At 66.4% G+C, this 13,260-nt stretch carries 12 protein-coding genes; 1 reads left to right on the top strand and 11 read right to left on the bottom strand.

Annotation, left to right across the window (positions count from 1 at the left end; genetic code table 11):
• Positions 1-80: 80 nt before the first annotated feature.
• Genes PO883_RS11425 through wrbA form a run of 7 tightly spaced genes read right to left on the bottom strand, consistent with a single transcriptional unit; the run spans position 81 to position 8,455 of the window.
• Positions 81-1,916, bottom strand: coding sequence for an ABC transporter transmembrane domain-containing protein (locus PO883_RS11425; protein ID WP_289309870.1), 1,836 nt, complete (start codon positions 1,914-1,916; stop codon positions 81-83).
• A 25-nt stretch (positions 1,917-1,941) separates the two neighbouring features.
• Positions 1,942-3,012 (bottom strand): lipocalin-like domain-containing protein, encoded by a 1,071-nt coding sequence (locus PO883_RS11430; RefSeq protein ID WP_289309871.1) that lies wholly within the window; start codon positions 3,010-3,012, stop codon positions 1,942-1,944.
• Positions 3,009-5,549: an FtsX-like permease family protein gene (locus PO883_RS11435; RefSeq protein WP_289309872.1), complete on the bottom strand. Its 2,541-nt coding sequence runs from the start codon at positions 5,547-5,549 to the stop codon at positions 3,009-3,011. Before PO883_RS11435 ends, PO883_RS11430 begins: the two co-directional genes overlap by 4 nt.
• On the bottom strand, positions 5,546-5,992 hold the full coding sequence (locus tag PO883_RS11440; RefSeq protein WP_289309873.1) for a DUF4124 domain-containing protein: 447 nt from the start codon (positions 5,990-5,992) through the stop codon (positions 5,546-5,548). The genes PO883_RS11435 and PO883_RS11440 overlap by 4 nt, the downstream gene beginning before the upstream one ends.
• 17 nt (positions 5,993-6,009) lie before the next feature.
• On the bottom strand, positions 6,010-7,434 hold the full coding sequence (locus PO883_RS11445) for an FAD-binding oxidoreductase (RefSeq protein ID WP_289309874.1): 1,425 nt from the start codon (positions 7,432-7,434) through the stop codon (positions 6,010-6,012).
• Positions 7,435-7,439: 5 nt separating this feature from the next.
• The gene (locus PO883_RS11450) at positions 7,440-7,844 is read right to left on the bottom strand and encodes a DUF2069 domain-containing protein (protein WP_289309875.1); all 405 of its coding nucleotides are present in this window, start codon (positions 7,842-7,844) and stop codon (positions 7,440-7,442) included.
• A complete protein-coding gene (wrbA, locus tag PO883_RS11455) occupies positions 7,844-8,455 on the bottom strand; it encodes an NAD(P)H:quinone oxidoreductase (RefSeq protein WP_289309876.1) in 612 nt (203 codons plus the stop codon). Before wrbA ends, PO883_RS11450 begins: the two co-directional genes overlap by 1 nt.
• A 118-nt stretch (positions 8,456-8,573) precedes the next feature.
• On the opposite strand from wrbA, the gene PO883_RS11460 reads away from it, so the two are divergent.
• Entirely contained in the window at positions 8,574-9,929 is a 1,356-nt protein-coding gene (locus PO883_RS11460; protein ID WP_289309877.1) for a YihY family inner membrane protein, read from the top strand.
• A gap of 63 nt (positions 9,930-9,992) precedes the next feature.
• Here the strand turns inward: PO883_RS11460 and PO883_RS11465 are convergent, their stop codons facing one another.
• Genes PO883_RS11465 through PO883_RS11480 form a run of 4 tightly spaced genes read right to left on the bottom strand, consistent with a single transcriptional unit; the run spans position 9,993 to position 13,162 of the window.
• A complete protein-coding gene (locus PO883_RS11465; RefSeq protein WP_289309878.1) occupies positions 9,993-10,709 on the bottom strand; it encodes a PEP-CTERM sorting domain-containing protein in 717 nt (238 codons plus the stop codon).
• Positions 10,710-10,716: 7 nt separating this feature from the next.
• Positions 10,717-11,022 (bottom strand): DUF962 domain-containing protein, encoded by a 306-nt coding sequence (locus tag PO883_RS11470; protein ID WP_289309879.1) that lies wholly within the window; start codon positions 11,020-11,022, stop codon positions 10,717-10,719.
• 18 nt (positions 11,023-11,040) lie between these two features.
• The gene (locus PO883_RS11475; RefSeq protein ID WP_289309880.1) at positions 11,041-11,850 is read right to left on the bottom strand and encodes an alpha/beta fold hydrolase; all 810 of its coding nucleotides are present in this window, start codon (positions 11,848-11,850) and stop codon (positions 11,041-11,043) included.
• A 1-nt stretch (position 11,851) separates the two neighbouring features.
• Positions 11,852-13,162 carry an O-acetylhomoserine aminocarboxypropyltransferase gene (locus PO883_RS11480; RefSeq protein WP_289309881.1) on the bottom strand — a complete coding sequence of 437 codons (1,311 nt, stop codon included), beginning with the start codon at positions 13,160-13,162 and terminating at the stop codon, positions 11,852-11,854.
• Positions 13,163-13,260 lie beyond the last annotated feature (98 nt).

Consider the following 13,260-nt stretch of genomic DNA (forward strand, 5'->3'; position numbering starts at 1 on the left):
GTCGGTAAAAAGTTTCGAATCAGAGGTCAGACCCCGGTTAGGAAAAGTTTCGAATCAGAGGTCAGACCCCGGTTTGGGGGTCAGGCGGCTTCGTGGGCGATGTGGATGTTGTGGAACTGCAGGGCGGCGAGGTTGGCGTAGATGCCGCCCAGCGCCACCAGCGAGGCATGGGTGCCGGTTTCGACGATCCGCCCGTCTTCCATGACGATGATGCGGTCGGCCCGCTGCACCGTCGCCAGGCGGTGCGCGATGATGACCGTGGTGCGTCCGACCATCGCCGCTTCCAGCGCACTCTGGACCAGCCGCTCCGATTCGGCATCGAGGGCACTGGTCGCTTCGTCGAGCAGCAGCAGCGGCGGGTTTTTCAGCAGCGCGCGCGCAATCGCGATCCGTTGGCGCTGGCCGCCCGACAGCCTTACCCCACGCTCGCCCAGGAACGATTTGTACCCCTGCGGCAGGCGTTCGATGAATTCGTGCGCGGCCGCCATGCGCGCGGCCGCGATCACTTCGGCGTCGGTGGCGCCGGCACGCCCGTAGCGGATGTTTTCCATGGCGTCGGCCGAGAAAATCACCGTGTCCTGCGGGACGATGCCGATCGCGTCGCGCAGGGCGTGCAGGTCGAGCCGCTTGATGTCTACGCCGTCGAGCGTGATGGTGCCGCTTTGCGGGTCGTAAAAGCGCAGGAACAGCTGGAACAGGGTGGTCTTGCCGGCACCCGACGGGCCGACCACGGCCACCGTTTCACCCGGCGCGATCGATAGCGTCAGGTGCCCCAGCGCCGCCGTTTCTGGCCGCGACGGATACGAGAAGGTGACGTCGTTCAGGGCCAGCGCGGCGCCGGTGGCGGTGCGCGCAGGCAGGGCGACCGGCTTGGCCGGGTTCTGGATCGAGGATTGTACCGACAGCAGTTCGAGCAGGCGTTCGGTGGCGCCGGCGGCGCGCTGGGCTTCGCCCATCACTTCGGACAATGCACCGATCGAGCCGGCCACGATCGAGGCGTACAGAATGAACTGGCCAAGGTCGCCGCCCGTCATCGTCCCTTGCAGGACGGCGTGGGCGCCCAGCCACAGCACGAACACGATGGTGCCGAACACCAGCACGATGGCGATCAATGTGAGCAGCGCGCGCGCGCGGATGCGCCGCATCGCGGTCTGGAAGGCGCCTTCGACCGATTTGCCGAAGCGCGCCGCTTCGATTTTTTCGTGCGTGAAGGCTTGCACCGTCGGCATGGCGTTGAGGATTTCACCGGCCATGGCGGAGGCGTCGGCGATGCGGTCCTGCGAGTCGCGCGAGAGCTTGCGCACGCGCCGTCCGAACAGCACGATCGGCACCACCACCAGCACCAGCAGCCCCAGGATGATGGCGGAGAGCTTGACGCTGGTTACGAACAGCATCACCAGGCCGCCCAGGAACAGCAGTACGTTACGCAGCGCCATCGAGATGCTGGTGCCGACCACCGCCTGGATCAATGTGGTGTCGGTGGTGATGCGCGAGAGGACTTCGCCGGTCTGGGTGGTCTCGAAAAATTCGGGACTCTGCTCGACCACGTGCTTGTACACGGCACTGCGGATGTCGGCGGTGACGCGCTCGCCCAGCCACGATACGGTCAGAAAGCGCGCGGCGGTGGCCACGGCCAGCACCGAGGCCACGCCGAACAGGGCGAGGAAGGTGGCGTCGACATGGCGGATGCTCTTGGGGCCGGCCGAGGCGCCGAAGCCCAGGTCGATCATCTGCTTGAAGGCGGCCGGAATCGCCAGCGTGGCGCAGGCGGCGACCACCAGCGCGATGCCGGCCATCAGGAACTGGCGCCGGTAGGGGCGCAGGAACGGGAACAGGCCCTTGAATGCGGCGAGACTGCCTTTGCGGTTCGTGTCGGACGAGTTGCTGGGGGAACTGCTGGTGGAGCTGTTGGTCATCGTGTCAGTGCTTCAGTGTTCGTTTTTAAAGTTTCATCGCACGGTCGTAACCGGTCATTTCAAGGTAGCCCTGGCCGGCTTGCACCCCATCGCGCCTGACCGTGACCGCGCCTTCCCAATATACGGCGCCGGTCGAGCGCCGCGAGTCGAGCTCCTGGTCTTGCTGCAGGGGGGTGATCTGCCAGTTGGTGGCGCCCGTGGTTATTTGCGTCGCCACCGGGTAGACGGCATTCGTGCGCGGCGACCTCCAGTGGGCCTGCGGCGTAAATACCACGTCGCCGGGGGCATATTGCGTCACTTTGCCGGCCGCGTCGCGCAGTGTCGCGTGCGCCCATAGTTTACCACCTTGTTTGCTGCGGATCTGGAAAGCCATCAGCGCCGAGCCGTCAGCGAGATTGGCGCCGACCCAATCCCAGCCCTGGGTGTCGGGCGGCAGCGCTTCGGTGGACCATTCGTGATCGAGCCAGGCGCTCCCTTCGACCGCGCGCGCGGCGCCGCCGCCGGCAGCGGCCATGCCGCGTACCTTGAGCTGCGGTTCGCTGTAGTAGTAGCTGGCGTGCCGGCCTTGCGCACTCTTGGGCGAGTAGCCTTGCTCGCCCTGCGCCAGCACCGGCTGGGTCGGCGCCAGGGTCAGGTTCAGGGTCAGATGCGGCGAGACGATGCTCACCTGGTAGCTGCCGTCGGCCGCGCGCAGCATGCGCCAGTCGTCCAGCTTGAGGTCGGTGGTGCCGGTCTTGGCGTGCGCCAGGCCGAAGCCTTCGCGCACGGTGCGCTGGTCGTGCACCAGTTTGCCGAGCGCGGGGTCGGACAGGGCGGCGTGGCCGATCACCAGCTGCTTGGGTGCGAACGCGCTCGGATTGGCGCGGTCATGCCCGGTGGCGCTGCGGAAGAAGGTGACCTGGAACCCCAGCGGCTTGCCGTCGCCGGTCTTGAGCCAGCCGGTGACGTACCACCATTCGGTGCGGTAGTCGGGATGGGCGCCGTAGTCCGCCGGGAAGGCGAGCGCGCGCCCGGGCGCGACAAGCCCGAACACCGGCGGCGCCGCCTGGCAGGTGTGCGCCGCCGCCAGCAGCAGCGCGAAAATGAATCGTTTCACCAGTCCTCCCTGACTGCTCGAATAGGTCCGCCCGACAGGGCGAAGCGCCCCGACACCAGCGCGGTGACGACAGAGGCCACCAGCAGCACGGCAGCCACGCTGCCCACCAGCGTCCATGGCACATGCAGCTGCATCGACCAGTGGAACGATTGCGGGTTGACCACGTAGACCAGGATCGTGCTGATGATGAAGCCAAGACCGAAGCCGCAGGCCACGCCCAGCGCGGTCAGCGCCCCGCCTTCGAGGGCCAGGATGCGCAGCACCTGCCCGCGCGTGACGCCCACGTGGCGCAGCATGCCGAATTCCTTGGCGCGCGCCAAGGTCTGGGCCGAAAAAGTGGCGGCCACGCCGGCCAGGCCGATGGCGATGGCGATCGCTTCGAGCACGTAGGTGACGGCGAAGCTGCGGTCGAAAATGGTCATGCTGAGCGCGCGGATGTCGCCCGGCTTGGCGAAATCGAGGGTGCGCCCGAAGGGCAGGGCGCGGATCTGCTGTTCCAGGCGGTCGGCGGTGGCGCCTTTGGCGACCCACATCGCGACATCGTTGACGTGCATGTCGCCGGTCAGGGCGCGGTAGTCGGACAGGCGCATCTGCACCGAGCCGGCCTGGGTGGCGTAGTCGCGCCACACGCCGGCCACGAAAAAGTCGCGCAGCCGGCCGCCAAGGGGCATGCGCAGCACGCCGCCGGCCTTGACGCCATACAGGTCGACCATCGCTTCGGATACCCAGACCGGCACCGCGCCGTTGGGCAGCGGGGCCGTCGCGCCACGGATCAGGATCGTGCGCGACGGGTCGGCGGCGTCGATGGTGCGCGCCATCAGCAGCACGTCGGGCCGGGCCGGGTCGAGCGACACCTGGCGCGAACGCAGGAAATCGACGCGCGCGGCGCCCGGCAGCGCGCGCAGGGCGGCCTGTTCGGGCGGACCCAGCCCGCCGGCGCTACCGCCGCTGGCGATGCGCACATACAGGTCGGCCGGCAGCAGCTGCACCAGCCAGTCGTCGAGCGAGACGCGAAAGCTGGAGACCATGATCGCCATCGCCACCATCAGGCTGAAGCTCGATAGCACGCCGCCCAGGGCGATGGCGGCCTGGCCGGAGGCGTTGGCCAGGCGCGCCATGGTCAGGGCCAGCACCGGATGGCGCACATGGCGGCGCATCGCCACGCGGTTGACCAGGCCGAAAAGGGAGGCGGCCAGGCGCGGCATCAGGCCGATGCCGCCGATCAGCAGCAGGCCGATGGCGGCGTAACCGAACAGCGGCAGCTCGAACACGGGTGGCGCGAACGCCATGGCGCCGGCCAGCACGATGCACAGCACCGATGGCCAGATGCGCGCCAGGCGCGCCAGCGCGACTTCGTCGGTGCCCGATTTGAGGGCCACGGCGGGCGCCGCGCGCGCAGCTTCGAAGGCGGGCGCCATGCAGCCGAGCAGGGCGACGCCCAGGCCCAGGGCAAAGAAAACCACGGCGGCCACGGGGGTGAACTGCACCGCCGGACGCGCGCCGGTAAAGTAGCCGGCGCCCAGGTCGCCGCCAAAAAAGTGCAGGGCGGTGGCGGCCAGCGCGTAGCCGGCACCGATGCCGGCCAGCGCGCCGATGACACCCAGGCTGGCGCCTTCGAGCATCACCTGGCGCAGCAGCTGGCCGCGTTCGACGCCAAGCACGCGCAGCAGCGCGAACTGGCTGCGGCGCCGGATCACGGACAGTGCCTGGGTCGAAAACACCAGGAAGGCGCCGGTGAACAGGGCCACCAGGGCTAGTACCGTGAGGTTGACGCGGTAGGCGCGGCTCATGCCCTGGTTGCGGCTTTCGGCGTCGTCGTCGTTGGGCTGGCCGACATTGAAACGGCCGGGGAAATCGCGTTCGAGTTCGCGCGCCAGCGCGCGCTCGAAGTTGCCGCGGTCGATGCCGTCGCGCAGGCGCAGGTCGATGCGGGAAAGCGTGCCGACCTTGTCGAAGCGCCACTGGGCCGCGCCGATATCCATCACGCCGATGCGCTGGCCGGGGCGCGCCTGCTGCAGGCCGCCGGCCACGCGCAGGGTGAAGTCGCGCGTGCCAGAACGCAGCTGCACGCTGCCGCCGCGCTGCGTCTTGAGCCAGCTCATGGCCGCCGGCGACAGGAACACGGCGTCGTCGGCCAGCACGTCGGCCATGTTCTCGCCATCGGTGGCGCCGAGCAGGCCGGGCGAAACGAAACCGGCGCGAAAGGCGTCCAGGCCGATGATCTTGAGATTGCCCTGGGCGCCGGGCACGCCGGCGTTCAGGGTCAGGATGGGCGAGGCCACCGCCACCGAAGGGTGCCCGGCCAGGCGCGGATAAATCGTTTCGTCGAAACCGCCTTCACGTGCCGATACCTGGATGTCGGCCTGGCCCGACAGGCTCTTGACGGCCGCCGAGAATTCGTTGAAGGCGGAGGCGTTGATCAGGTGGATGGCAAACCCCATGGCCACGCCGACCGCAATCGCCGCCACCGCCAGCAGGGCCCGCACCGGGTGCGCGCGCCACTCGCCCAGCAGCAGCCAGCGTGACAGGGTCTTCATCGGCGGCACGCGGCGTCGCGCGCCCGGGCCGTGTTCAGTGCGCGCTGCTCGCGCTCGGCTTTGCCCATGCCGCCGGCCTTGGCGGCTTCGGCGGCCAGCCGCTGTTGTTCCTTCGACTGTTGCTGCTGCGCGCTGGCGCACGTCGCTTGCCGCGCGGCGGCGGCCCGGTTGGCGCGGGCGTCGGCGCGGGCCACCTGCGCCTGCCTGGCATCGCGCGTGGCGCGTTCTTTTTGCAAGCGGGCCAGCAAGTCCTTCTGGCGCTGCGCTTCGCGGGCCGCGTTTGGATCGGGCGCGGGCGCCGCGTCGAGCTGGGTGCTGTTGCCGCTGGCGCAGGGCTGGTCGGCGTAGATGACCTTGCCGCCAGTGCTGCATTTATAGATGGGGCCGGCATGCGCGGCGCCGCCCAGGGCGCACAGCGCCAGGATGTACAGGGGATGCAGCATGATTGCTCGCTCCGGATTCACAGGATTTTTCCAGGGTTCATAATGCCCAGCGGGTCGAGCGCCGCTTTGATGGCACGCATCATGTTCAGTTCCACATCCGATTTATATCGCTTGAGTTCGTCTCGTTTGAGGGCGCCAATGCCATGCTCGGCCGACATCGAGCCGGCGTACGCCGCCACGCTGTCGTGCACGATGCGGTTGAGCGCGTCCTGATGCGCCAGGAAATCCTCGTGCGGGGTGCCTGGCGGCGGCGCCACGTTGTAGTGCAGGTTGCCGTCGCCCACATGGCCGAAGCAGACCAGCTGGCAGCCGGGATAGGCCGCCAGCACTTTGGCGTCGGTGCTGTCGATGAAGTCGGCGATGCAGGACACCGGCAGGGCGATGTCGTGCTTGATGTTCTTGCCGGCCGCCGCCTGCGCCAGCGGAATATGTTCGCGCAGTTGCCACAGGGCCAGCGACTGGGCCACCGAGGTGGCGACCACGGCGTCGTCGGCGATGTCCTGGGCGATGGCGTCGGCAATGGTGTCTTCCAGCAGGCCAACGGCATGCTGTTCCGATTCGCTGCTCGACAGTTCCAGCAGCACGTACTGGGCGTGGCGCGTCACGAACGGCTGCGCCAGGCTGGGGAAATGGGTGGCCACCAGGCGCAGGCAAAAGTCGGACATCAGCTCGAAGCCGGTCAGGCTGGCGCCGCAGCGGTCCTGGGCCAGGCTCAACAGGTCGAGCGCCTGGCGCGGCGCGGCAATCGCGACCAGCGCCGTGATCGAGGCCTTCGGTTGCGGGAACAGGCGCAGCACGGCGCCGGTGATCACGCCCAAGGTACCTTCGGCGCCGATGAACAGGTCGCGCAGGTCGTAGCCGGTATTGTCCTTGCGCAGGGCGCGCAAGCCGTTCCAGAGTTCGCCCTGGGCGGTGACCACTTCCAGGCCCAGGCATAGCTCGCGCGTGTTGCCGTAGCGCAGCACGGCGGTGCCGCCGGCATTGGTCGACAGGTTGCCGCCGATGCTGCAACTACCTTCGGCCGCCAGCGACAGGGGAAACAGGCAGCCGGCGGCGGCCGCCGCTTCCTGGATGGTTTGCAGGATGCAGCCGGCGTCGACCGTGATGGTGCGGTTGACCGGGTCGAGCGCGCGCACCCGGTTCAGGCGCGCCAGCGAGAGCACCACGGCGCTGCCGCTGGCGTCGGGCACGCTGCCCAGCACCAAGCCGGTCTTGCCGCCCTGCGGCACCAGCGGCACGCGGTGCGCGGCGCAGGCTTGCACCAGTTGCGCCACCTGGCCCGGGTCGGCCGGACGCAGCACCGCCAGCGCGCGCCCGGTGAAGCGGGCGCGCCAGTCGGTCAGGAAGGGCGCCATGTCGGCCTCGCTGGTGAGCACGTGGGCCGCGCCGGCGATGGCGCGGCAGCGCTCCAGGAAGCCGCTGCCCGGCGCTGTACTGTTCAAGGGGTTCACTTCGTCGATTTGGTGCAGTTCACCTTCTCCAGCAATTCCTTGGCCATCTTTTTCGCGGCCTTTTTATAGGGGCGCAGGTACAGCAGCGCGCAGGCGAAATAGACGAACACGAGCACGATTTCGCCGAGCGCCATCATGCGCGATTCCGGCAGCTTGTCGCTCCAGGCGCGCACCACGCCTTCGGTGAAGTACAGCAAAATCACCATCGAAGACCATTGCAAGGTGTAAATATCGCGCTTGATCACGCCGCCCAGGGGAATCAGCAGGGGCAGGGCCTTGAGCGCCAGGATCCAGCTGCCCGGGCGCAGGGGCGCGACCACGATTTCCCAGGCCAGCAGCCAGGCGATCAGCACCGCCAGGCTGGCGATGGCGCCGATGTGAAAGTACTTGGGCGGCTGCATCAGGAAGCTCCGTGCAGGCGGGCGGCGGTTTCCGCCAGGCGGCGGCCCATGGCGATGGCGAGCCGTTTTTCATCCTCGCTGACCGCTTTGTTGCCGTCGACCCCGGCCCAATGCGTGGGGCCGTAGGGCGTGCCGCCGCTGGTGGTGGTCATCAATTCCGGATTGCTGTAAGGCAAGCCCATGATCATCATGCCGTGGTGCAAGAGCGGGATCATCATCGACAGCAGGGTCGATTCCTGGCCGCCGTGCAGGCTGCCGGTGGAGGTGAACACGACCGCCGGCTTGCCCGACAGGGTGCCGGCCAGCCATTCGGCGGCGGTACCGTCCAGAAAATATTTCAGGCTTGACGCCATGTTGCCGAAGCGCGTGGGCGAGCCCAGCGCGAGGCCGGCGCACTCGGCCAGGTCCTGCGCTTCCACATAGGGGGCGCCGGCCGGCGGGATGGCCGGTTCGGTGGCCTCGGCTACGGTGGAGATGGCGGGCACCGTGCGCAGGCGCGCATCGACCCCGGGGACGCTTTCGATACCTTGGGCAATCAGTTCGGCCAGCTTGCGCGTGGCGCCATGGCGCGAGTAGTACAAAACGAGAATAATCGGATTGGTTTGGTTCATCGTTGGTATTATAGGGCGCTTTACAGGGTTACATCGGCGCAGCCGGCGCGTTTTTCACGCGTTTTCACGATACATGCTTTCAAAAACCGTCCATTCGATTTCCCGATCCACCAGCGAAATGATCAATAGCAGCGTCGATATGGTGCGTGGCCTGACCTGGAGCGAAGCGCGCGACTTGCTGCGCTTCGCCCGGCGCCGCCTCAACGAAGAGAAATTGCCGCAGGTGGCAGGCAGCCTCACGTTCACCACCACGCTCGCGCTGGTGCCGCTGCTGACCATCGTGCTGGCCATTTTCACGACATTTCCCGTGTTCAGCAACTTCCGGGTGGCACTGGAAGCGTATTTCGTCCAGACTTTGATGCCGAAGGCCATCGCCAACACCATCAGCGGCAACCTGACCCAGTTCGCCAGCAAGGCCAAGAGCCTGTCGGCGGTCGGCGCGGTGGCGCTGGTGTTGACCTCGGCGGCGATGATGAACATGATCGAGCGCGCCTTCAACCAGATCTGGCGCGTGCGCGAAGTGCGTCCGATCGGCCAGCGCGTGACCATTTACTGGGCCCTGGTCACGCTCGGCCCGCTGCTGTTCGGGCTGTCGCTGACGGCGACCTCGCAACTGTTCATGGCCACCAGCGCGCTGGCCAGCAATCTGCCGTTTTTGAGTACCCTGTTCTACACGGCGGCCTCGGTCGGGCTGACCACCGGCGCCTACACGCTGCTGTACATGACGGTGCCGAACCGCTTCGTCGACTGGCGCGACGCGGTCTGGGGCGGGCTGGTGGCGGCGGTCGCCTTCGAGGTCGCCAAGCGCCTGTTCGCCATGTTCGTCAGCCGCTTTCCGACTTACGCCATCATTTACGGCGCGCTGGCGGCGCTGCCGCTGTTCTTGCTGTGGATTTACGTGTCGTGGATGATCACCCTGGTCGGCGCCTTGCTGACCGCGGCGCTGCCGATCGTCAAGTACGAACGCTGGTGGTATGAGCCGGTGCCGGGCGGCGCCTTCGTCGACGCCATGGCCATCCTCAAGGTGCTGCACGGCCGCGCCCAGGTGAGCGATACGGCGCTGGTGTCTTCCGCCGCGATCCGCGCGCATACGCGCATCGGCTACGATGAAATGACCACCTTGCTCGAACAGATGCTGGCGGTGGGCTGGGTCGGGCGGGTGCAGGCGAACGTGACCACCCGTTCGCGCTGGGGCAAGCGCGCCATCGAAAGCGCCGAGAACTGGGTCTTGCTGGTCAATGTGGACAAGCTGCGGCTGGCCGATGTGTACCGTTTGTTCGTGTTCGGGCGCACCGCGATCGACGCGGCCGTGGCCATCGACCTCGACAAGGATACCGAGCTCGACAAGAACTCGCCGATGACGCTCGACGGCAGCGCGCTGGCGCGCCAGGTGGAGTGCGCGGTGGAGGATGGTTTACATCAAACCCTGGCGCAGCATTTTGCCGCGCCGCTGGCGCCCGCGGCGCGCGCCTGAAAGACAGCGCCGGGCGCCAGACTTGCCGGCACGGTGCTGAACTTCAGGCGCCGTGTGCATCGATCAGATGGCGTTGGCAATGGCTGGCGTTGCCCGCTTTGCACGGCGGCGCATCGCGCCAACGGCCAGCAAGCCAATACCCAGCATCAGGTAGCTGTGCGGTTCGGGCACTGCCGTGATCGCGAACTTGGTGTCGGCGGTCATCGTATAGATGGTGTAAGAGCCCTCGCCAAGATCAAAGAAATGGCCCCAGAAGCCGTAGTCGGGTGTCACGGCAATACTATCGGAAATGCTGCCGCCATCGTACGGAGGGGAGCCATTTCCCATCTGTTGTCTGTAGCGGTACCAGAGAGTCAATGCGCCTTTGGGATCGTAATTGAACTCCGACAACGTACAGCTAATCGACGCATTTTCTCCACAGTGCTGTACCGCCGGAAATTTGTAGGTGAACGATTTCACTTCTGGCAAAGTGAATACGCCATCCCCGTTCAGATCATCGACGATAAACTTGCCTCCAGTGCTGGCGTTGGCATCCCAGACCCCGTACAAGCTTGCTCCGGTGTAGCTGAACTCGTAAGCCTGCTCAGCGGCCTGGCTGTTCAGTGCGCTTAGTGCAAGCAGGCAGGCGGCGATTCTCCTCAACATGGATATTTTCCTAAGTTTGTTACAATAATATTGTAGTCTACACAGCAAAAAACGCGGAATCAACCTACAAATTTTCAACTTTTTATCGCCGTGGCCGAACGGGAATTCACAGGTGGAGTGCTGGACGTTGACCATGCCCGCACTACCAGCTCAGCTTCCCCGCCAACATCTGCCAGTACATCACCCAATCGCCCATGAACGAATACAGCGGCCGTGCAAACGAGGCTGGCCGGTTCTTTTCATAGAAAAAATGCCCGATCCAGGCGCCGCCATAACCCGACACGAGCGCCGCCAGGATCCACCACGGATTCATGCTGTCCACATACTGCACCAGCGCCGCGAGCGCCGACGAGCTGCCGATAAAATGCGCCCGCCGGCACAGCACGGTCGCGTGCTGCGTCAGGTAGTAAGGATAAAACTCGGCGAAGCTGGCGTGGCGGGTCGGCATGCGGCTCTCCTGGCGGATTTACGCGGGCGTGGTGGCGAACTCGAACAGCGCGTCCAGCACCGCGTCGGGCTGCTCGGCCATCAGCTGGTGGCCGGCATCGACCTGGACGACTTTGCCGTGGGCGATGGCGCCCGTCAGCAGTTTTGTCGAGCGCGGCGGCGTCATCATGTCCTTGCTGCCGAAGATGAACAGGGTAGGGCAGCGCACCGTCTCCGCCGCGGCCTGGCCGTTGGCGTAGGCATTGCAGGCGTAAAAGTCGGTGTAGAACAGCTGGTCCGGATTGATGACCGACATGCGCTGCATCAGCCGCCGCGCGCCGCCCATGGTGTAAAACCCCGGTCCGGGACACGATGGCTTTTGCGCCATCGACGAGTGCGAGAAAATATTGACCATGTCGATCGCAGCCTGCTCGTTGTTCTTGGCCGTATCGAGCAGCGCGTCGGACACCTTCATCGGATAAGTGGTGCCGAGCAGCGCCAGATGGCTCACGCGCGCGGGCGCCTGGAACGCAGCCTCCAGCGCGATCAGGGAGCCCATGCTGTGGCCCGCCAATACGGCGCGTTCGACGCCCACGGCATCGAGCACCGCCAGCAGCCAGGCCGCCATTTCTTCCACGCTGTGCAGGGCCGCGCCCTTGCTGCGCCCGTGGCCGGGCAAGTCCACCGCCAGCACGTTGAAGCCGTGGTGCGCGAAATAGCGCGACTGCAAGGCCCATACCGAATGGTCGTTCTGGGCACCGTGGATGAAGACGATGGTCGGCTGGGCCGCGTTGTAGGCCTTGCCGCCGGTGTAGCAATAGGCGTCGAAACCGGGAAGGGTGCAGATCATGTCAGGCTCCCTTCTGCGACAGTTTCAGGCCGCGCGCCAGGTCTTCGATCAGGTCATCGACGTTCTCCAGCCCGATCGATAGGCGCATCGTGCCTTCCTTGATGCCGGACGCCGCCAGTTGTTCGGTCGGTACGCGGAAGTGGGTGGTCGATGCCGGATGGATCACCAGCGACTTGGCGTCGCCCACGTTGGCCAGGTGCGAGAAGATCTTGAGCGCGTCCACAAAGCGCCGCCCGGCGGCGCGGTCGCCTTTGAGGCTGAACGAGAACACCGCGCCGCAGCCCTTGGGCAGCAGGCGCTTGGCCAGTTCATGATCGGGATGCGATTCCAGTTCCGGATACGACACCGACTCCACCGCCGGATTGGACAGCAGGAATTCGACCACCTTGCGCGTGTTGGCCACGTGGCGGTCCATGCGCAGGCTGAGCGTCTCGATCCCTTGCAGCACGGCGAAGGCATTGTGGGGGCTCATCACCGCGCCGAAATCGCGCAAGCCCTCGCGCCGCGCGCGCAGCGAAAAAGGCGCCACGGTCGATTCCTCGGCGAACACCATGCCGTGAAAGCCCTCGTACGGCTCGCACAATTCGGCGAAGCGCCCGGTCTTGTCGTAGGCGGCTTGCCAGTCGAAGGTGCCGCCGTCGACCAGCAGGCCGCCGATGGCGGTGCCGTGCCCGCACAGGAACTTGGTGGCCGAGTGGAAGACCAGGTCGGCGCCATGGTCGAACGGGCGCAGCAGGTAAGGCGTGGTGAAGGTCGAATCCATCATCAGCGGCAGATGGTGGTCGTGCGCGATGGCCGAGACGGTGGCGATATCGAGCACGTCCAGCCCCGGATTGCCCAGCGTTTCGGCGAACAGCACCTTGGTGTTGGGACGGATCGCGGCGCGCCAGGCGTCGGCGTCGCGCGGGTCCACGAAGGTGGTCTCGATGCCGAAACGCTTGAGCGTGTAGGCCAGCAGGTTTTGCGAGCCGCCGTACAGCGCGCGCGAGGCGACGATATGCGAACCGGCGCCGGCGATCGTCACCAGCCCCAGATGCATGGCGGCCTGGCCGCTGGCGGTGGCGATGCCGGCCACGCCGCCTTCGAGCGCGGCGATGCGTTCTTCGAGCACCGCGTTGGTCGGGTTCGAGATGCGCGAGTACACGTGGCCGGCGCGTTCCATATTGAACAGCGACGCCGCGTGGTCCGAGTCCTTGAACGCGAACGAGGAAGTGAAATAGACAGGCGTGGCGCGGGCGCCGGTGGCCGGGTCGGGCGCAGCGCCGGCGTGCAGCGACAGGGTGTCGAAGCCGGGGTATTGAGGTCCGCTCATGGTGGGCTCATCAGTTAGAAAAAGGATGGGCCGAATCGTAGCACGCATGCGTTGCACAAAAGCGTGGTTTGCTCGCTAAAATGGTGCAATGAGCAATC

This window comes from Massilia sp. DJPM01 (assembly GCF_030348125.1).
Taxonomy (GTDB): Bacteria; Pseudomonadota; Gammaproteobacteria; order Burkholderiales; family Burkholderiaceae_D; genus Telluria_A; species Telluria_A frigida.